This is a genomic window from Methanoculleus taiwanensis (assembly GCF_004102725.1).
Classification (GTDB): Archaea; Halobacteriota; Methanomicrobia; order Methanomicrobiales; family Methanoculleaceae; genus Methanoculleus_A; species Methanoculleus_A taiwanensis.
In genome coordinates, this window is the sequence record NZ_LHQS01000002.1 from 234,629 (window position 1) to 252,833 (window position 18,205).

19 protein-coding genes are annotated in these 18,205 nt (G+C 58.9%); 4 read left to right on the top strand and 15 right to left on the bottom strand.

Annotation, left to right across the window (positions count from 1 at the left end):
* The first annotated feature begins 65 nt into the window (after positions 1-65).
* The 4 genes from ABH15_RS06010 to ABH15_RS06025 are packed head-to-tail and all read left to right on the top strand — an operon-like array spanning position 66 to position 4,345.
* Positions 66-2,168 (top strand): ABC transporter ATP-binding protein, encoded by a 2,103-nt coding sequence (locus ABH15_RS06010; RefSeq protein WP_128693474.1) that lies wholly within the window; start codon positions 66-68, stop codon positions 2,166-2,168.
* The gene (locus ABH15_RS06015; protein ID WP_128693475.1) at positions 2,117-2,890 is read left to right on the top strand and encodes an energy-coupling factor transporter transmembrane component T family protein; all 774 of its coding nucleotides are present in this window, start codon (positions 2,117-2,119) and stop codon (positions 2,888-2,890) included. The genes ABH15_RS06010 and ABH15_RS06015 overlap by 52 nt, the downstream gene beginning before the upstream one ends.
* Positions 2,891-2,905: 15 nt before the next feature.
* Positions 2,906-3,340, top strand: coding sequence for a hypothetical protein (locus ABH15_RS06020; RefSeq protein ID WP_128693476.1), 435 nt, complete (start codon positions 2,906-2,908; stop codon positions 3,338-3,340).
* Positions 3,341-3,373: 33 nt separating this feature from the next.
* Entirely contained in the window at positions 3,374-4,345 is a 972-nt protein-coding gene (locus tag ABH15_RS06025) for an EF-Tu/IF-2/RF-3 family GTPase (protein WP_128693477.1), read from the top strand.
* A gap of 286 nt (positions 4,346-4,631) precedes the next feature.
* Here ABH15_RS06025 and mtrH read toward each other — a convergent pair whose 3' ends face one another.
* The 15 genes from mtrH to ABH15_RS06100 all read right to left on the bottom strand — a co-directional run bounded on the left by mtrH (position 4,632) and on the right by ABH15_RS06100 (position 18,204).
* Positions 4,632-5,654, bottom strand: coding sequence for a tetrahydromethanopterin S-methyltransferase subunit H (gene mtrH / locus ABH15_RS06030; RefSeq protein ID WP_128693478.1), 1,023 nt, complete (start codon positions 5,652-5,654; stop codon positions 4,632-4,634).
* Between the two features lie 15 nt (positions 5,655-5,669).
* Entirely contained in the window at positions 5,670-6,410 is a 741-nt protein-coding gene (mtrA, locus tag ABH15_RS06035; RefSeq protein WP_128693479.1) for a tetrahydromethanopterin S-methyltransferase subunit A, read from the bottom strand.
* 1 nt (position 6,411) lies between these two features.
* Positions 6,412-6,624, bottom strand: coding sequence for a tetrahydromethanopterin S-methyltransferase subunit F (locus tag ABH15_RS06040; RefSeq protein WP_128693480.1), 213 nt, complete (start codon positions 6,622-6,624; stop codon positions 6,412-6,414).
* A gap of 5 nt (positions 6,625-6,629) precedes the next feature.
* On the bottom strand, positions 6,630-7,352 hold the full coding sequence (mtrA, locus tag ABH15_RS06045) for a tetrahydromethanopterin S-methyltransferase subunit A (protein WP_128693481.1): 723 nt from the start codon (positions 7,350-7,352) through the stop codon (positions 6,630-6,632).
* 11 nt (positions 7,353-7,363) lie between these two features.
* Complete coding sequence (gene mtrB / locus ABH15_RS06050; protein WP_128693482.1) at positions 7,364-7,648, bottom strand: tetrahydromethanopterin S-methyltransferase subunit MtrB; 285 nt, start codon at positions 7,646-7,648, stop codon at positions 7,364-7,366.
* Positions 7,649-8,500: a tetrahydromethanopterin S-methyltransferase subunit MtrC gene (gene mtrC / locus ABH15_RS06055; protein WP_128693483.1), complete on the bottom strand. Its 852-nt coding sequence runs from the start codon at positions 8,498-8,500 to the stop codon at positions 7,649-7,651.
* Positions 8,501-9,343 (bottom strand): tetrahydromethanopterin S-methyltransferase subunit D, encoded by an 843-nt coding sequence (gene mtrD / locus ABH15_RS06060; RefSeq protein WP_128693484.1) that lies wholly within the window; start codon positions 9,341-9,343, stop codon positions 8,501-8,503.
* Entirely contained in the window at positions 9,340-10,239 is a 900-nt protein-coding gene (gene mtrE, locus ABH15_RS06065; RefSeq protein WP_128693485.1) for a tetrahydromethanopterin S-methyltransferase subunit E, read from the bottom strand. The genes mtrD and mtrE overlap by 4 nt, the downstream gene beginning before the upstream one ends.
* A 196-nt stretch (positions 10,240-10,435) precedes the next feature.
* Positions 10,436-12,142 (bottom strand): coenzyme-B sulfoethylthiotransferase subunit alpha, encoded by a 1,707-nt coding sequence (mcrA, locus tag ABH15_RS06070; protein WP_128693486.1) that lies wholly within the window; start codon positions 12,140-12,142, stop codon positions 10,436-10,438.
* A 5-nt stretch (positions 12,143-12,147) separates the two neighbouring features.
* Positions 12,148-12,909 carry a coenzyme-B sulfoethylthiotransferase subunit gamma gene (gene mcrG / locus ABH15_RS06075; RefSeq protein WP_128693487.1) on the bottom strand — a complete coding sequence of 254 codons (762 nt, stop codon included), beginning with the start codon at positions 12,907-12,909 and terminating at the stop codon, positions 12,148-12,150.
* Between the two features lie 13 nt (positions 12,910-12,922).
* Positions 12,923-13,546, bottom strand: coding sequence for a methyl-coenzyme M reductase I operon protein C (gene mcrC / locus ABH15_RS06080; protein ID WP_128693488.1), 624 nt, complete (start codon positions 13,544-13,546; stop codon positions 12,923-12,925).
* Positions 13,546-14,019: a methyl-coenzyme M reductase operon protein D gene (gene mcrD / locus ABH15_RS06085; RefSeq protein WP_128693489.1), complete on the bottom strand. Its 474-nt coding sequence runs from the start codon at positions 14,017-14,019 to the stop codon at positions 13,546-13,548. Before mcrD ends, mcrC begins: the two co-directional genes overlap by 1 nt.
* 15 nt (positions 14,020-14,034) lie before the next feature.
* The gene (mcrB, locus tag ABH15_RS06090) at positions 14,035-15,339 is read right to left on the bottom strand and encodes a coenzyme-B sulfoethylthiotransferase subunit beta (protein ID WP_128693490.1); all 1,305 of its coding nucleotides are present in this window, start codon (positions 15,337-15,339) and stop codon (positions 14,035-14,037) included.
* Between the two features lie 343 nt (positions 15,340-15,682).
* The gene (locus tag ABH15_RS06095; RefSeq protein WP_128693491.1) at positions 15,683-16,483 is read right to left on the bottom strand and encodes a formylmethanofuran dehydrogenase subunit C; all 801 of its coding nucleotides are present in this window, start codon (positions 16,481-16,483) and stop codon (positions 15,683-15,685) included.
* A gap of 11 nt (positions 16,484-16,494) precedes the next feature.
* Positions 16,495-18,204: a formylmethanofuran dehydrogenase subunit A gene (locus tag ABH15_RS06100; protein ID WP_128693492.1), complete on the bottom strand. Its 1,710-nt coding sequence runs from the start codon at positions 18,202-18,204 to the stop codon at positions 16,495-16,497.
* Between the last annotated feature and the right edge of the window lies 1 nt (position 18,205).

Here is an 18,205-nt window from a genome sequence, read left to right on the forward strand (position 1 = left end):
ATTTTTCTTCCCATTCATCCCATATCCTGCATCGATAACCGAATATCCCAGCCTAACGATCGAATATGAAATCACGAGATATAGCAATCGTCGGTATTCTCCTCGCCATAGGGGCGATCGTGAGATACCTCTCTCTCCTGGTTCCAGGCCCAATCGTCTCGAACCTTGTAATCGCCTTCTACTGCCTTGCCGTCATTCTCATCCTCCCGACGGTGAAGGAAGCAGTCGGCATCGGCATCGTCTCGGGAGTCGTCTGTGCACTGATCAGCCACTCGGTCTTCCCGCCCGGGAACCTGATCAGCGAACCCATCGGCGCAATCGTCTGCCTTGGTGTCGCCCTCCTGCTCCGCGACCGTATCGTCGTTGCCCCTGCGGTAACGACTTTCATCGCCACGCTGGCAAGCGGCCTCACGTTCGTTGCCATTGCCATTCTGGCTCAGTACCCGGTTATCGTCGGGAAGTACGGCACGATTGACGCTTTTCTGGTCGTCACGGTGCCGATCGTCCTGCTGGCCGCAGGTGTCAACGGCGTGGTTGCCCAGGCTCTCTACATTCCTGCATCCCGGGTTCTGATGCGGACGCAGCGGCGTTCTGCACCGGGCGGCGGTGTGGGGAACGGCGGCCTTACCGTCCGGAATGCGGCGGTGGATGCGCCGATCAGCATGAGCAATGTATCCTACACCTACCCCCAGGGAACAGAGCCCGCCCTTGCCGGTATCGACCTTGACGTTGTGCGGGGAGAGTGCCTTCTCGTAACCGGGCCGACCGGCGCCGGGAAGACGACGCTCTGCCTTGCCGCCTCCGGTATTCTCTATCACGAATACGGCGGCGTGTTTGCCGGCAATCTCAGCATCGCCGGAAAGGATGTCGCGGCATACCGGGACATGGGTGAGATTGGAAGACAGATCGGGGTCGTCTTCGACGATGCCGACGCTCAGCTCATCTTCACGACCGTCGAAGAGGAAGTGGTCTCGGGTCTCGAGAACCAGGGACTCGACCGTGTCGAGATGCAGCGGCGGATGGACTATGTCACCGATGTCACCGGCATCGCCCACCTGCTCGAACGTGCACCGCATACCCTCTCCGGCGGCCAGAAGCAGCGGGTCACGATCGCAGCCACGCTGGCGCTCGGAACGGATCTCCTCATCCTTGACGAACCGACTGCGGAACTCGATACGATCGCCACCGAGGCAATCTTCCAGATCCTGCAGCGCCTGAAAGATGAAGGAAAGACGATCGTGATCGTCGAGCATAAAGTCGATGAGCTTGCCCGGCTCGCCGACCGGATGATCCTGGTAGAGGACGGACGGATCGCTGCCGAGGGAACGCCCGCCGAACTGCTGAAGAGCGACCGCATCAGGAGCCTCATCGAGGTCGACGATGCACCCACGCCTGATGTTCTCTCCGCTGCCCCGGTGAGCGTTCCTGCGCAGCCATCCGCAGGTATCAGCCCGATTATAACCGTGTGCGGGCTTGTCCACCGGTATGGCGAGGCGACCGCTCTTGCAGGCGTTGACCTCGAGATACTTTCCGGCGATATCGTCGCCATTGTCGGCGAGAACGGATCCGGGAAGACAACCCTTGTCAAACACTTTAACGGGCTGCTTCGGCCGACCGAGGGCACCGTTCTTGTCGACGGACTCGATGCGGCCACGACGCCGGTGACGGAGCTCGCCCGGCATGTCGGTCTCGTCTTCCAGAACCCCGATACCATGCTCTTTGCCGAGACGGTGGAAGAGGAGATCGCGTTCGGCCTTTCGAACATCGGGCTTGCTGATCACCAGGAAGTGATCGATGCCGTCCTCGAGGAGGTCGGTCTCACCGATCACCGGAATCAGTATCCCCGTTCGCTCAGCCGTGGAGAACGCCAGCGTCTTGCGCTTGCCTGTGTCATCGCTATGCGGCCGAAGGTGATCGTCCTCGACGAACCGACGACCGGACTCGATGCCAGGGAGACGCAGCGCGTGATGGAGATCGTCCAGCGGCTCCAGAGGGAGGGATGCACCATCCTGATGGTCACCCACAACATGCGGCTTGTGCGCGAGTATGCCGACCGCATCATTGCAATGGAAGACGGAATCATTCTCCGGGACGTCCGGAACTTTGAGGAGATTGCATGCCAGAAATTATGCAGTATATCAACAGGGACAGCTACTTCCACCGTTTAAATCCCATGACCAAGGTCGCCTTTACCGGGCTTGTGGTCGTCCTCGCCGTCATCCTGACCGAGGTTCCGGCGCTCACGCTGCTCGTCGGCCTTATCCTGGTTGCAGCAGCGGTGAGCGGTCTTGCCCGCGAACTTCTGCGGCAGATCCCCCTCCTCATATCCCTCGCGGTCAGTCTGCTCATCCTGACGGTGCTGACCCTGCAGAGCGGCGAGGTGCTCGGGTACCTGATCCCGATCGCTGGCGGGTACATCCCGATCACCACAGGTGCCATCGACCTTGCGGTTTCGATGACCCTGCGGTTTGTCGCGATGATCTTTGCCTTCCAGCTCTTCATCGTCTCCACGCAGCCACGCGATCTCGTGCAGGTGATGGACAGACTTCACATGCCGATCGATTACACGCTCATGTTCCTGATCGCGCTGCGGTTTATTCCGAGCCTTCAGCTCGAGGGAAAGCGGATTCACGAAGCCCAGCTCGCCCGGGCGTATGCACCGGGAAAAGGGCTTATGGGAAAGATCAGGAGTCTCTTCCCGGTTGTCATCCCGCTGGTCTCAAACTCCCTCGGGAAAGCGAATGTCCTCGGCCTGACGATCGACCTGCGGGGGTACCGGAACGGGACGCGGACGCCTCTTCGCGAGGTTGGTTTCGGTGCCGCAGACGGGATCGGGTTCGCCCTGATGGCACTCTGCGCCGCAGGTTTCGTCGCCCTTATCCTCCTGTAAACAGAAGAGATCCGTATGGGATTAGCCGGCCGGAATACCGGGCACTTGCCCCCGTCATTTTTTGTCTTCTATATTGGCGGCAGCGGGGGGCCGTCGCTGTATCTCCGACTGGAGGGAGATACGCTCATCTGTGAGCGGACGGCAGGTGGGCGGTACTCGGGAGACGTCCTTGAGCTCGCGCCGGGTCACGATGCCTGGGAGGCGTTCTTCGCGGCGCTCGAGCGGATTGGTGTCTGGGACTGGGAGAGTGAGTACGACGGTGTTCACGCCTGCTCCGATGTAACCTACTGGCACCTCCGCCTGGAGGCGGGAGAGCGCACCATCTCGTCGCGCGGTGCGAACGCATATCCCGGTACCGGTGCCGATGAACCGTCTGAATCGTTTACAGCGCTCCTCACTTTGCTGTACTCCTTTATCGATATGTGCAGTCGCAGGCACTCCCTGCCATAACCTCATATTTTTCGCCGCCCAACGGTGTACCTCATGGGAAATCTGAATGTAGCTGTGCTGGCACCGGAAGGCTACGCAAAGGATCTCGGCAAGAAGGGCACCGCGTCCGATATCACCTTCTATAACCTCAAGAAGGGGGAGGATACGGTCACCATCATCGAACCGACGCGCTATCCGGAACGGCTTGCCCCGCTCTTTTTTGCGGCCTCAATGGCGGACTATGTCATCGTCGTGCTCTCCGAGATCACCCCGACGCTCGGTGAGTGGGTGCTGATGCTCGAGTCGGTCGGCGTGAAAGAAGGTGCCGTCATCCTGAAGAATTATCTGACGCCCGAGGCGGTGGCGCCCCTCTTCCGGGGAACCGTCCTTGCGGGATACGAGTTTGTTGATGAGGATATGATCGCCATGCGCGAGCGGCTTCTCTCTGCTGCGGCAGCAAGGACGCCGATGCCTCCGGATGCGAAGTCCCCTGCTTTCGGGACGGTCTCGATAGACCACCACTTCAACGTGCGGGGGATCGGTACGGTCGTCCTCGGCGGCGTGGAGAGGGGATACATCCGCAAGCACGACACCCTGAAGCTCTATCCCGGGGAGAAGTCGATTCTCCTTCGTTCCATTCAGAAACACGACGACGATGCCGACTGGGCGGGTGTCGGAGACCGGGTCGGACTTGCACTCAAAAACATCGAGGCCGAGGACCTTGACAGGGGTTTTGTCCTCTCGAACGATGACTCGATACGGGTCAGAAAGACACTTGAGGCGCCGGCGGCACTCGTCGCCTACTGGCCTAGCCCCCTCAAGGAGGGGATGGTGCTCCATCTCGGGCACTGGATGCAGTTCGTCCCGGCGCGCCTCGATGCCGTGGCAGACAATGGAGACTATCGAAAACCGCAGCTGACCCTGACGCTTGAGAAAGAACTTGTGCACCTCCCGGGCGGGAGAGCGGTTCTCCACTACCTTGACGGTGGAAAGTTGCGCATCGTCGGCACGATCGAGCTTCCCTGATGAGGGAGCTTTCCAACTCTTCTTTCGATTCTTTTTTGCTTCGGTGGGGGTTTTTCCCAGGGTCATGGCATACTTTCCGTGACCGGGTTTCGTCCCGTCATGATGGAAGCAGCCTGAGGGGAAGCCGAAGCTCGCTACCAGAGATCTGGTAGAGCCCGTAGCCGTCGATACAGTGACTGAACCAATCTTATCGTCTTTCGATGGTTCTTCGCCCGGCTCTGCTGTCCTGAAGCGTTCCGTCGCCGGAACAATAGGGTCTAAAGAAGAGCAGAAAAAATGGGGGAGTTTAGACCAGCCTGAAGAGCGGGTGAGTGTCGACTTTCGGTTCGAGTCCGAACTCTTTGGCTGCCTCTGCGAGCACAATGTCGGAGAATGCGATTGCAGTGGAGGCACCTTCACAGTTCTCGATCGGACCGTACATGATCAGGTCGGCACCGAGGGTGGCGGCCATGATGTTACAGCCGATGTCGGGGCTCGACCAGGCGGCCTGGCGGATACCCTCGAAGCCACCGAAGTGGTGGTGTGCCATCTGCTCAAGGAGGAGGTCCTTGCCCTTGTACTGCTCGGCGAGGACGTTCTTTCTCCAGCGCTTGAGCCACGTCCAGGAGACGGTCATGTTGTGGTAGGCACCACCGGTCGGCAGGCCGTGGATGGCCTTGCAGGCGAGGATCTCACGGAACGAGCCGCCGGAACCGATACCGAGCGGGGTTGCCGCGGTGTCGAGGATCGGGCGGGTGATACCGCATTCCTCTGCGATGCCCATCATGCTCTTCTCCTGTCCGGCGACGCCACCTTCGGCGAGCACCTGCTCACGGCCACGGACGGACGGGTCACCGGGGTTGAACGCGAGGACGATAGCGGCGTTGACGTCGCTCTCCTTGAGTGCCTGGATGTTCTCCGGGGTGATCGAACCGTTGATCGAATTGTAGATCGCGCGGTCGGCAAGGCCGACTTCGGTGACGTACTTGCAGGCGTGGGCGAGTGCCGCCGGTGCCGACGAGTCCATCAGGAAGGCGGTCTTGTTGTCGATGCTGTCGAACCAGCTGAAGTAGCTCTCGAACGCCTCACCGTACTCGGCGATGATCTGGATGAAGTGGGGAACTCCGGTGATGTCGGAGAGTTCCATACAGCGGTTCCAGAGTGCCTCTGCCCGGGGCTTGTCGATCTTGCCCGTGTGGTCGTCGAGCACCGTTTCGTGCTTGTTATAGAAGATCGATGCGCCGAGAACCCGCGGGTATTCACCAGGCTGCCCACCGATCTTGGTACCGTTGAAATCGAGTACCGTCTGTTCTTTCTCAAACTTGAACATATTTTTCAAACCTCCTTACACTAAGCCGCCCAGTTTCGGCAGCAACACCAACAACATCATGAATACGATCAAACCGGCAACCAGTCCGTACAGGATGCCGATATCGCGTCCGACCTTCCTTCCGACACGCTGTGCAATCTCAGCGTCGACGAACTCGATCTGCTCTTCGATAGCGTCGAGTCTCGATTCGATCTCGAGGTACTGCGGGTTTGCACCTGCAACAGCGCCGCCCATTTCGGCGCCGCCTGCCTCTTTGACCTCGATGATCATGGGTTCGGCACCGAACGCGCCGGGGTCTCTGGCGGTGAGCTCCTTGATCTTCGCGGAGATCGCACCCATGTCCTCGGACTCCATGATATCGACCATCTCGACCTGCTCCTGGAGCCGCTTGATGGCCGCATCATCGAGGTTCTCGATGAACGGGATGGCGCCCTGTGCGCCGACGATCTTACCGCCGGAGACACCGTCCTTGTGCAGAGCCATGAAACTCTGCCCGGAAAGGTGTCCCTTGACCTCCGTTCCGCAGTTGAGGACGAACCTGATGTTGGGGTTGGAGATTATGTTTGCGATGATCTTCTCAAGACCGAGGTTCTCGGTCTTACAGGAACCGGCGATTGCCGCTCCTGCGTTGCAGATGGCCTGCTCGTCAAGGTGGGAACCCATGGTGACGACGGCGACACAGCTCTGCGGGTCTCCCGTGTGGAAGTCACCCTGCACGACTGGCCATCCGCTGGCCGGAGACTTCTTCTCTGCCATGTTAGATCGCCCCCAGGAAGACTGCCGGAACCAGGATGAGCACCATGGCGGCGAGGATGCCGGCTGCGAAGCCGACGAGACCGCCGCTCTGGATACCTGACTCGAGCTTGTTCGTGCGGGCCATGATCTGGGCCTTGTAGCGGATGTTGTTCATCGACCTGTCGATGGCTGCCATCCGGATAGGGCCTGCTGCCTTGTTACCTTCTTCTGCCACTTATATCACCCGAGCAAGATGAACCCCAGAATGGCGAACGACACGATCAGACCGATCATGACACCCTCGACCTTTCCTGCATACACACCGGCTGCAAATCTGTCGCGGTATCCGATATCGGTGACCATCTGTTCGATGATCTTCATGCGGGCGTGGATCAGGGCAAGCTCGCCGGAGAGTGGGCGGACTTCGCCACCGACTTCCTCCTCTGCGCCGCCTGCTTCCTTGACCTCGATGATCATGGGATCGGCACCGAACGCGCCGGGGTCTCTGGCGGTGAGCTCCTTGATCTTCGCGGAGATCGCACCCATGTCCTCGGACTCCATGATATCGACCATCTCGATCTGTTCCTGGAACCGCTTGATGGCCGCATCATCGAGGTTCTCGATGAACGGGATGGCGCCCTGTGCGCCGACGATCTTACCGCCGGAGATACCGTCCTTGTGCAGAGCCATGAAACTCTGCCCGGAAAGGTGTCCCTTGACCTCCGTTCCGCAGTTGAGGACGAACCTGATGTTGGGGTTGGAGATGATGTTTGCAATGATCTTCTCAAGACCGAGGTTCTCGGTCTTACAGGAACCGGCGATTGCCGCTCCTGCATTGCAGATGGCCTGCTCGTCAAGGTGGGAACCCATGGTGACGACAGCGACACAGCTCTGCGGGTCTCCCGTGTGGAAGTCACCCTGCACGACTGGCCATCCACTGGCCGGAGATTTCTTATCTGCCATGTTACTTCACCTCACACCAGTCCAAACACGACGACACCTGCGATAAGCAGGCCGATTGCCATCCCGTACCAGAATGCGGTCACGCTGCCGGCGATCTTGAGAACGCCTTCCCTGTTCGGGAACGAAGCAAGGAAGTTCCCCTCACCGGAGAGCATGCCGATCAGGTCTTCGGAGATCTTCTCAAGCTCGGCCACCTGTTCGAGGACCGGTGCATATGACTCACCGGCGGTGGTCACGAGACCGATTATCGGATCTGCGACGAGGCCGAACTCAGGAAGCACAAGAATGTATCCCATTTAGGCACCTCCCTTCGGCTCCAGAATCGGCTTTGCATCGAGCCATGCATATGCATCGCGCTTCGAGAGCTTGATGTAGTTTGCATAGGTGTAGAACCAGCCTGCTACAGAGACCACGAGCGAGATGACTGCCGGAATGAATCCGATGAATGCAAACGACATGACCGAGACGACGATCATTGAAAGGAATCCGCACTCCGCGGCAAGCGTAAGCGTCCGGTCCTGCTGTTCGCCGGGGCCGAGACAGGCGTTGAACGAGTGCTGGATGGCGATTGCACCGAGCATGAAGAGAACGGCTACAATGCTGCCTCCGATGACCGAGGCGCCGTACGACGCAACGACGAACCCGAGGAAGGTCGTCGAACCGACGGCAAGGCCGAAGAAGTCGAACGTTCCACCGACCATTGCGATGAGCCCAAGGAGCGTCAGCGAACCGACGATGGCGAGCTCGGTCAGGGATATGATCATGACGGGGATGTCCATCCGGACGATCTTGTTCGCCAGGAACCCGGCGACGGCGCCGACGATCGCTGCCACGATAAGGGCGGTGATCGGTGCGAGAATCCCGGTCGTGGTAGCAAGCAGCGTGGCCACGACACCGGAGCCGAAGGCGATCATACCTGCGGACGGCACACCGGTACCGAGACCGTAACTGCAGAGGTGCTTGATTGTGTCGGTACCCCAGACAAGGGCGGCAACAGCGCCGAGTCCTCCGAAGAACGAGAAGACCGTGGTGTCGAAGAGTACGTTCAGGTACGTCAGGTAGATGAGCACTACGGACCCGATGAGGCCGTAGATCAGAATCTGGTTGTGCGGGACGCCGCCTGCACTGGCTTCAATTTTCACTGACATTTAGAGCACCCCTACCAGCATGATTGCAAAGATTCCGGTAACTGCGGACGCAACAGCTGCTGCGATAACGGCGCGCGGGAACCGCTTGAACTTGGGGTCGTGCGGTCCTTCGATGGTACCGGTGATGTTGTATGCTGCAAGCACAGCGTTGACGAGGAACATACCGACTGCGAAGATACCGGCGAGCGAGATTGCAACGGGTGCGATCTCCTCGACCGATGCGTTCATTGCAACGGGGAGAACCTCCTCATAGACGCCGAGGAGCATGAGGTAGATGAGCGTACCGCCAAGACCACCGAGCGTACCGCCGATGACACCGCCGACGTAGGAGATGAACGGCAGGCCGTGTCCTTCAGTACCCTGGCTCTTGTATGCGGGGAACGTATCGCCCGTGATCGGGTCCTTGTCGACCTTACCGGATGCGGCAGGGATACCCATGCCGAAGATGTAGGTGACGTTGACCATGAGACAGGTGATCGCCATCATCAGACCGCCGCCGACTGCACCGCCGGCGAGCGCGACTGCGAGGCCGAACTCAGCCGCCCATGCGCCGCCGAAGAGTCCGGCAAGACCGGCACCGGCCGCAAGCATGGCGACACCGGTAGCGATACCTGGAGCTTGACCCATTGCGGCAGGTGCACCACCGACCGGGACGAAGTGAACGCCGAAGGCGATCAGGATGCCGCCGATGATGATACCGATAAGCGCGATGAGCCCTGCCATCTGCACGACGAAGAAGGCGATAGCGAGAGCGATAATGACGAGTACAATTCCTCCTACGAGACCGATTGCCGTGGGGGGCTGAACGCCGCCGGTCTGTTTAGGTCCACCGAGCGCGCTCATGCCGACGCCTCCTCGGTTTCGGTCGTGTAGGGTCCGAAATTCTTTCTTGCCCAGACCTCGATGTAGCGGTCGATGACCATGAAGACGAGAACCAGGACGACACCGACGATGATCGGTGCCCAGACGTTGAGTTCCTCAAAGACGACGGTACGCCAGAGCTCGAGGAATACGATCAGGCCGAAGCAGACACCCGATGCCGGGCCGCCGAGCTTGGCGCTGAACCAGCCGTTGTCGATGGAGCTTCTCTGACCGGCTTCCGCGTAGCGGACGATGTTACCGGATGCGGAGATCGGCACACCTGCACCGAACTTCTGCTCCTGGTACTGCCGCTCCTTTCCGTAGAACGGGTTACCGGTTGCAGATCCGGCTGCACCGAGTGCGATACCCCAGACGAGGCCGAGCAGCGGCAGCGGGAAGGGGTGCCCGAGTGCGGCGTTCATCAGGTGGCACATTGCCACGGTGGTGAATATAGCGACGAAAGCGTGCGCCATGGTCACGGTGGTAACCGACTTGATGATGTCGATGTACACCGGCTGTCCAAACTTCGCGAGACTTGCGGTACGCCCGAGGTAGGCAGTCGTTGCGTACACACCCTGTACGAAGACTGCGAGAGCGCTTCCTACCACGATTGCAAGAATCGCGTTTATCTGCATCGCCATGAATGCCCAAGCAATGCCTGCACCCAATGCAACCCAGAGACCGTAGGCGGGGGGTTCACCGGCAACAGCCTTGTTGAATATACGGTGAATGTATCCCATCTGCGGAGCGAGCTGAACCTGAGAGTTCGGGTCACCCTGTGAACCGATATCGGATTCAGTGTCTTCCGCAGCGCCGGCAACGGTTGCAAGAGCACCTGCCATTGCGGTAATTCCGATGCCAAACAATATCTGTTCCATTTAGCATCCTCCCTGCGTGCTTTTTGTCGCACCAGAGTTCAATACAAAACCTTTGTGGTTCATCTAACAGTTGTTTATGACTTAATTAAAGGTTTCGAAAAGTTTCGTCAATATATCAGTAGAATTACAAAATTCGCCCGGAAACCCCGTTTTGGTAATGTGAGGTTACGCTAAAGAAAAAAAAATTGAGTTGGTATTACCGGGCCGGGATGATGAGCGAGCGCTCGCCGGCGGGCATGAACTCGCGGATTGCACCCTTGGCGAACTCGCGGCGGGGCTCTGCGAAGTCGAACTTCAGGGACGGGTCCGCGAAGCAGATCTTCACGAGCGGGTTGAAACACCATGCGTCGCCGCGGCTGTAGTGGGAACTTCCGACGATAGCTGCGTACTCGCCCTGGTGGCCGACGTTCATTGCGTAGTTCGGGTAGTTCGGACCACGGACTTCTCCCATTGCACCCTCGTCGGGTCTCATGGAGAGCGAGTTTGCGGAACCGCACTGGTCCTGCAGGTCGTAGCCGAAGAATCCGAGACGCGACCATCCGTCCTTGTGCAGGAGCATGGAGAGGTACCATCCGTTCAGACCGGCGTTGGAGTTTCCGGTTGCGATAGCGGTGGAGAGACCGCAGGCTGCTGCGAGCACACCGGCACGCTGGGAACCGCCGAAGTGGTCCTCCATCATGGTCGGGAACTGCTCGTACTGCTCCATACCGTTGAGGTTGACCTCGGTTGCGATGTCGTTGACAATCTCCTGAGTCGGCTTGACCTTGTCGGCGGGGCTCGGGTTCTTCCAGTCGACGTTGTACTTGTCCTTGATGTAGTCCATACCGTAGTAGGTGAACTCGTCGAGGATGTTGTCGGTGTATGCGGCGGTTGCATACTGCGTGAATCCGACACCACCGGACATGTAGGAGCCGAGCCAGATCTGGTCAAAGAGCATGGTTCCGGCACCGACAACCTCGAGGGAGGCTCTGGCGGGGTCGTTCGGGTACTTCCGGTTGGTCTGGACGATATCGGAGAAGAGACCGAACATGATACCACCGGGCTCGTTCGGGCCACGGGCACGGCGGGCGGGCAGGTGGGATCCCATCTGGATGACACCGGCGTGCTTTGCAGCATACGACAGGTCGGCGACGGCTGCTTCACCGGCGCACATGCGGTACGCGGCGATGAAGGACATACCGATCTGCATGGCGGACCAACGGGAGGTCGTTCCACCGTCGCAGGTGCGGGAGACCGAGGTCGGGATGTGGATTGCCTGGTACATCGACTTGCCGACTGCTGCCTTGAGTGCCTCAGCCTGCTGTGCAGGGAACTGCTTCTCGATGTTGATCAGGAACTGGGGCTCGATGTCGTCAGCCATCTCGTCGTCGCCGGTGAAGACCTTGACGTAACAGTCGTCGACGAGGCCGGGGTGGGTCTCGACCATGTGTTCCTGGACGACTGCCGCACCGGGCATCGCGTGGTTCAGGATGTGCAGGTACTCGTTGATCGTCTCAGGGGTAACTTCCTTGCCGAGACGCTTCTGGAGGGTCTGGTGTGCCATGTCCATGCCGACGATAACCGTCCGGCGGATGTCGTCCCACATCTGCTGCATGGCGGCGTTGTTGACGAAGTGCAGGTCGTCACCCTCAACGAAGACACCGGTGCCGGATACCTCGTAGGTCATCAGCTGGCGCTGACCCATGGGGATACCGCCAAGGTGGCAGCGCTCGGGTTCGTACATGGAGATGCCACGGTCCATCTCGATGGCGCGGCTCGCCTTCATGAACTCCTGCTTGCGGGGGGACTGGCGGACACCGTTGAACTTGTAGAACTCTGCGGTCTCGGACTCTACGTCCTGTCCCTGGAACTTCTCCTTGAGTGCCTTCAGGAACAGCTTCTGGGATCTCTCAATCTTTGCCATTTATATCACTCCTTGGGCATGAACCCGTATTTGGTCCTCAGCGAGTGGATACGCTGGACGTATTCGACGTACTCCTTGTCGTCGCGGTAGGGAGTGCCTACGAGCGAGTGGTAGATCGTCGTGTGTGCTTTGAGCCAGTTCTCGTCGAGGGGCTTTCCGACTTCGACAGCACGGTCGAGGGGCTCACCGATCTGGTCCTTGACGTAGCGGACGATGCCGTCTTCGCCGAGAATACAGCGCTGGAGCATATCGAACATCATGCCGTCTTCTGCGAGACGGAGGGAGTGTCCGTGCACGGTTGCACCACGGACGCTGCAGCGTGCGGGGTCGAAGAGTTCGGTGTTGAGGAGTTCCTTCGAGTATTTCTCGAGGTCACGCTCACGGCACTCGACGATCTGACGTCCGGAGAGCGTACCGGGGTCGATACCGCGGTACCGGTAGCAGTAGGCGTAGGTTCTCTGGTAGGGCTGGGACGGCGCGTTGAACATTGAGTCAGCGAACTGGATGTAACGGACACGGTCTCCGGCCTTTGCACCCTCGGTGGGGGTAACAATCTTACGGATGGGGCAGTCGGGCTCCTGCTGCTCGGCGAGCGGCGGGTGAGCGGTCGGGTAGGCGGATCCGGGGGCACGGTGCCCGAGGATCAGCACAACGTCCTCATCGGTAATTTCGCGCATCTTTTCAAGGTTGTACCCGGGGTTCATCTGCTTGCGCCTGTTCTCGGCGACCTGCGTGGTACCCGGTCCATACTGGGGTTTGTATGCCATGTTGTTTTTCACCTCATGTTGAGCTTTTAATAACCTTCATAACGGCACGAATGACCTCTGCCAGTCTCTCACGTGAGGGGGTCTGCCCTCGTGTCACACCGCTGATGATCTCCATCACCGTTCCCTTCGTTTTGATCTTATCGGGCGGTGGCATGACGTACGCGGTCTTGACGCCTTCGCGTGCCAGGTCCTCGTAATCGATGGGTGCCTGGGAGACGACGATTGCCTTTATATCTGCATGTTCGAGGATGAAGCGTACCTTCTGCACCACGTGAGAGCGTACGTTCCCGTGGTGCAGGATCGCAACCTTATGCTGCTCGATCTGCTCGATCTCTTTCGGAGTAAGCCCGAAGTACGCTCCGAGCACGTGACCCGCAACCGGCGAATCCGCGGGAACACCACTTCCCGCATTCAGTACCAGTGTGGTGACCGAGAACTCTGCTCCCTCGCGGCGGAGGCCGGAGGTGATATCGCAGACCGGTTTTGTTACGTGCCGGCGCCCGGGTGACATGCCGATGACGATAACATCGGGACTTTTGGACTCGGAGATGGTGCCCCGCTGGGCGAGCCCTCCTCCTTTTCCCATTCCCATGCTCTCGCGGCAGTCGACGACCTGGGTTACCCTTCCGATTGGCATTATCTTCCCTGAACGATGGTGAATCCGTCTTTCCGTTTCGGATCGACAAGCCCGAGTATCTGATCTTCGGCGTCGGGGCCGTATTTGACATAGTCAGAGAGGCTCGGCTGCGTCTTCATGAACCGCCCCTGCTGGAATGTATACGAAAACCCGAGGTCTGCGAATATCTCGTCGCATGCCTCTTTCATTGCCGGAATAATACTCTCGTCTTCGAGTTCCAGGACAATGGTGCCTACCTGCACGCGAAGCTGGATCTCCTGATCCCCGACATGGATTGCTTTCCTGTCCGGGTGGGGGTTTGGCTTCCCCCGTGCGGGGCCGTAGGGGACGGTGGCCGGAATGGATGGTCCATTAATGGACATCCGCCGGATTCCGCCGACCTCTACGATCCGGTTCAGGAGCCGCTCCGCAGTATCGGGCTTGAGGAACCGTGCAGAGACAATTCTGCACTGAGGGTATATGGCGTCAGTCATTCTCATCTATGGTATTTATACACCGTTTGCGATCTGCTGGATCGGCTTGTTGAACACATCGATCTTACCGTAGGTGTCGGCGTAGATCTTGGAGGTGCTCTCTGGCGAGAACATCTGCGTTCCTGCGTCAAGCGCTGCTGCAGCGACCACACACGGAATTGCGACACCTGCTGCGTGCCGGGTGACGACGTGGTTTCCGTTGAAGATACCGGGGCCACCGCCACCGTAGATCGAGTGGCTGAAGAACGAGAACCCGACGGCAGTACCCATGACACGGCCGTAGTCACAGCCGGGCAGGCCGGTCTCGTGCTCAAGCAGGTCGTTGAAGTACAGCAGCGTCGAGGAGACGGCCTGGGCGAACCGGCCGGCACCACAGTTCACCATGGTTGCTGCCATGGTTCCTGCAGCTGCGTAGGCGTTCCAGAGCATCGGGTCCTTGGTGTCGTAGAACTGGAAGTAGCCGCCCTTCTTGCCGGGTACGATGACCTTGTCTTCAAGGGCGCGCTCGACCATGCTCTGCACGACAGTACCGACGGTACCGGTAGAGCCGTTTGCCTTGACGAGGTCGTAGACCATGTTGTTGGCGTTTAAGCCCTGGTATGCGTAGGCGAGGAGCTGGGCGCGCTCGAACGGGCCGATTGCGTTACCCATCTCGAACATTCCTGCCTGCTCGAGTGTGGACGAGAGTGCCGCACCCTGCATTGCATTCCGGTTGGTCATCATGACAACGTGGTTCACGGGAATGTTACGGAGTGCGTACCCGAGACCTTCGTTGTTCTGGGGGTTCGACAGGACGGAGCTGACGTTAGCGCCGACCATGTCCATGGTGTGCGGGTAGCTGCCCCAGATTGCTGCCTTGACCGTCGATGCGTCGAACATGCTGATGTCGAACTGGTCGACGAGTGCGTAGGTGGTTGCGGATGCGACTGCGGTGACTGCGGCATCGTAGGTGGATGCAGCCTCGATACGCCTGCTCGGCACCTCGACGAGGAGCAGCTTGCCGCCGCCGAACTCGTGGATGATCGTGTCGTCGCCTTCTTCGACCTGCACCATCTCCTTGATCTTGGCAACGATAGCGTCCTTGTTGCCGGCGATGTCAAGGTTCAGCTCACGGCCGAGGATGTGACCCTTGGCGATCTTACCGGTCTTGAGTCCGTTCTCGATTCCGCCGAGGTTGACTGCGATAGTCCTCTTGGTAAGGTCGATGAGCTTTCTGGTTGCCGGGTTTACCAGCGGGCTGATCTTTTCGAGTGATACACCACTCTTCAGCAGTTTGCCTGCATCGTCGTACAGGTCAATCGTTTCAGAGTATTTTGCCATATTTTTCCTCCATTAACCCTCGATTTGTGGATACGATCTGTAACTGAACGCTGAATACTAAAAGTCACGCTGGTGATGGATGTAAGTCACTACTGCACGTCCTCATGGGGACAAAAAGATAATAACTATCTCTGCGCATATAAGCATTACTGTTTATATCTATGGGGTGTTATATAATAATGGCAAGATAATAAATATCCGGTATTCCCGGATGAAATGCTCAATATATTATTTTTTTTATACTCTTCCTGCGGTGTGAACTTTGTAAATATTCGTAATACTCCGTCACACTTCTGAAGGGTAACTATTATAAACCCGCTGGAGGGGTCGGAAAAAAGAGGGGTTAGTATTTCTGGTAGAGCTTGCCGTAGATGACTTCGCCCTTCCGCTTGCGGTGGCGCTCGCCGATATCGCCTTCGTAGAGAGCGAATTTGGCCTTGGTGCCGTCGACCTCGAGGTCGACATCCTCGCGGTAGAGGAAGCCGGGCATCATGACGTCGATGGTGCCGAAGACATAGATCTCGCCTTCGACCATCTGGCCGCCGACGCGGCTCTTTGCGTTGCCCTTGACGATGATCTTGCCGCCCTCGGCGTGGGTGCCCACGTGAACGTCGACGTCACCGCCGATGACGATCTCGCCGCCGTTCATGAAGGTGCCGAGGTCGCTGCCTGCGTTGCCCTTGACGACGATCCTGCCTGCCTGCATGCCGCGCCAGTCGCCGCGGTATGCTGCGCCGAGATAGTTGCCGGCATTGCCGTCGACGAGGATTTCGCCGCCCTTCATCCCGGTTCCTGCAAAGGCGTCCACGTTTCCTTTTACGTGGATCTTGCCGCCCTGCATCCAGGCGCCGACGTACATGTCGGGGCTGCCGTTGGCGACGATCTCGCCGGCGGTCATCTTCATGCCGATGTACTTCACGCGGGAGAGATTGCCGTTCAGGACGATCCTGGTATCGGCTGCGGTTGCTCCGCCCTTACCGGCGACCTCGAAGAAGTCGCCGAGGGTGACTTTGGTGTTCCCTACGTATGCGCTCAGACCCGCGATCTCCGCTGCCTTCTTTCCGGCAAAGGAATCGGGTGTGATGTTGTCAGCCTCGAGACAAAGTGAGGGCTGGTTCTTCATGGTGAGTGTTACTGTCTCCATTCCGATTCACCTCACTGTGTTGCATCGACCTCGATGACATACGGGTTCGGCACGTAGTGGTGGCCGGCGACCTCGTAGTTGCCCTGCGTGACGGTATAGTAGCGGAGGAACTTCTCCTTCACGTCGCGCATCACCTGTGGGTTCTCGTTGACCTTGGCGTTCACCCAGAGGGTACGCTTGTTCCCGTTGCTGACGATCTTGTGCTCGTCGATGATCTGGGTACCTGCCTTGAAGAGGTACTTCGCATTGCCGAAGGCCGTCTCGATTGTCTCGGGAGCGTTCTCCTGCTCGGGGTTGAAGTCGTAAACGGCGAGGTCGGCTTCGAGGCCGGGCTTCAGGCTGCCGTACATGTGTGCAAGGCCGAGTGCCTTTGCGGTTCCTGCACGGGTCATCTGGGCGATCTCGTAGAGCGAGAGTTCGCGGTCGATGTTCATGAGGTGCGTGGCGCCGATGACCTTGTCGCTGTTCTTAAACCCGGTCAGCATCTCCTCACGGGACTGCTGGCTCATCAGCCATTTCATGACACGCGGGTAGCGGATGAACGGCCCGGCGTTCGGGTGGTCGGTGGTGAGGAAGACGCGCATCAGATCCTTGGCCTGGAGTGCGAGCTCAAGACCGATCGCCCACTGGATGGCGCAGACCTTGATCGTGGGGCTGTAGACGTACGGAACGACACCGGATCCGGTTTCGAGTTCGACGTCGGTGTTCGCCCACTTGAGGTGGTTGAGCTCGGTCAGGTGGTGCTCGAAGGGCCCGTCCGCGGTCATCGTGGTGGTCTCGTCGAGGGTGACCTGGCCGATATCGATGGTGATGTTGTCGTGGCTGTTCACGTAGTCCATGATCTCGGGCGACTTGGACTCGAAGTTGCCCCAGTTGTCGCCACCGTAGGAGTGGAACTGGACATGCGTGTGGTGCATCACCTGGTCACGGCCGAACTTGCTGTTCGGGCGGATGCCCTCGGAGAGCTTGAAGGTGTCGAGCGTGGTCGTGTAGTTGCCGGGGTTTCCGAGGTTGTTGGTGTGGAGGTGCATCGAGTGCGGCAGGCCGAGGTACTCGTTCGCCTCGATCAGGCCTTTCACGATCTGTGCCGGGGTGATGTCGAAGAAGGGCACCGGGTCGTGAATGTTCTCACAGTTCAGACCCCATCCCCATGCCTCGGTACCGCCGGGATTGACGACCTTGACGGCGTATCCCTTGGTTGCTTTGAGCAGCCAGGCGATGTACGACGCCGTGTTCTCGATCTCATGGTTTTTCAGATACTCGAGCACGAACCAGTTGTTTCCGAAGACCGGGAAGGCACCCTGATCGATGATCGGGGTATCCCGCATCTCCTCGTGAGTGTGGCGTGCGTAGAGTGGCGGCATTGCCGCTTCCATGACGGTGGTGTAGCCCATGCGGGCGTAGTCGTATCCCGTCCGGAAGGTGGTCGGAACCGAGAATCCGCCCTGCATCCGCTCGACACCGCGGCGCGGGGTGCAGTTGAAGAGTTTGTCTTCGGGCCGGAAGTTCCTGCCGGTGTTGACCTTCGGACCGGCCACGTGGGCGTGGATGTCGACGGCTCCGGCCATGACGGTCATGCCGGTTGCGTCGATCGTCTTCGGGTTCGAGAGCTCGGTGGTCTCGACGAACTTGCCGTTCTTGATGGCAACATCCGCCTTGTCACCCTTGATGCCGAGAACCGGATCAAAGACGAAACCGTTCTTGATGATGAATTCTGCCATC

What these genes read in the sequence shown, in the direction of transcription:
- ABH15_RS06010 (WP_128693474.1), top strand. Translation starts at nt 66, where the DNA reads ATGAAATCACGAGATATAGCAATCGTCGGTATTCTCCTCGCCATAGGG.
- ABH15_RS06015 (WP_128693475.1), top strand. Translation starts at nt 2,117, where the DNA reads ATGCCAGAAATTATGCAGTATATCAACAGGGACAGCTACTTCCACCGT.
- ABH15_RS06020 (WP_128693476.1), top strand. Translation starts at nt 2,906, where the DNA reads ATGGGATTAGCCGGCCGGAATACCGGGCACTTGCCCCCGTCATTTTTT.
- ABH15_RS06025 (WP_128693477.1), top strand. Translation starts at nt 3,374, where the DNA reads ATGGGAAATCTGAATGTAGCTGTGCTGGCACCGGAAGGCTACGCAAAG.
- mtrH (WP_128693478.1), bottom strand. Translation starts at nt 5,654, where the DNA reads ATGTTCAAGTTTGAGAAAGAACAGACGGTACTCGATTTCAACGGTACC.
- mtrA (WP_128693479.1), bottom strand. Translation starts at nt 6,410, where the DNA reads ATGGCAGAGAAGAAGTCTCCGGCCAGCGGATGGCCAGTCGTGCAGGGT.
- mtrA (WP_128693481.1), bottom strand. Translation starts at nt 7,352, where the DNA reads ATGGCAGATAAGAAATCTCCGGCCAGTGGATGGCCAGTCGTGCAGGGT.
- mtrB (WP_128693482.1), bottom strand. Translation starts at nt 7,648, where the DNA reads ATGGGATACATTCTTGTGCTTCCTGAGTTCGGCCTCGTCGCAGATCCG.
- mtrC (WP_128693483.1), bottom strand. Translation starts at nt 8,500, where the DNA reads ATGTCAGTGAAAATTGAAGCCAGTGCAGGCGGCGTCCCGCACAACCAG.
- mtrD (WP_128693484.1), bottom strand. Translation starts at nt 9,343, where the DNA reads ATGAGCGCGCTCGGTGGACCTAAACAGACCGGCGGCGTTCAGCCCCCC.
- mtrE (WP_128693485.1), bottom strand. Translation starts at nt 10,239, where the DNA reads ATGGAACAGATATTGTTTGGCATCGGAATTACCGCAATGGCAGGTGCT.
- mcrA (WP_128693486.1), bottom strand. Translation starts at nt 12,142, where the DNA reads ATGGCAAAGATTGAGAGATCCCAGAAGCTGTTCCTGAAGGCACTCAAG.
- mcrG (WP_128693487.1), bottom strand. Translation starts at nt 12,909, where the DNA reads ATGGCATACAAACCCCAGTATGGACCGGGTACCACGCAGGTCGCCGAG.
- mcrC (WP_128693488.1), bottom strand. Translation starts at nt 13,546, where the DNA reads ATGCCAATCGGAAGGGTAACCCAGGTCGTCGACTGCCGCGAGAGCATG.
- mcrD (WP_128693489.1), bottom strand. Translation starts at nt 14,019, where the DNA reads ATGACTGACGCCATATACCCTCAGTGCAGAATTGTCTCTGCACGGTTC.
- mcrB (WP_128693490.1), bottom strand. Translation starts at nt 15,339, where the DNA reads ATGGCAAAATACTCTGAAACGATTGACCTGTACGACGATGCAGGCAAA.
- ABH15_RS06095 (WP_128693491.1), bottom strand. Translation starts at nt 16,483, where the DNA reads ATGGAGACAGTAACACTCACCATGAAGAACCAGCCCTCACTTTGTCTC.
- ABH15_RS06100 (WP_128693492.1), bottom strand. Translation starts at nt 18,204, where the DNA reads ATGGCAGAATTCATCATCAAGAACGGTTTCGTCTTTGATCCGGTTCTC.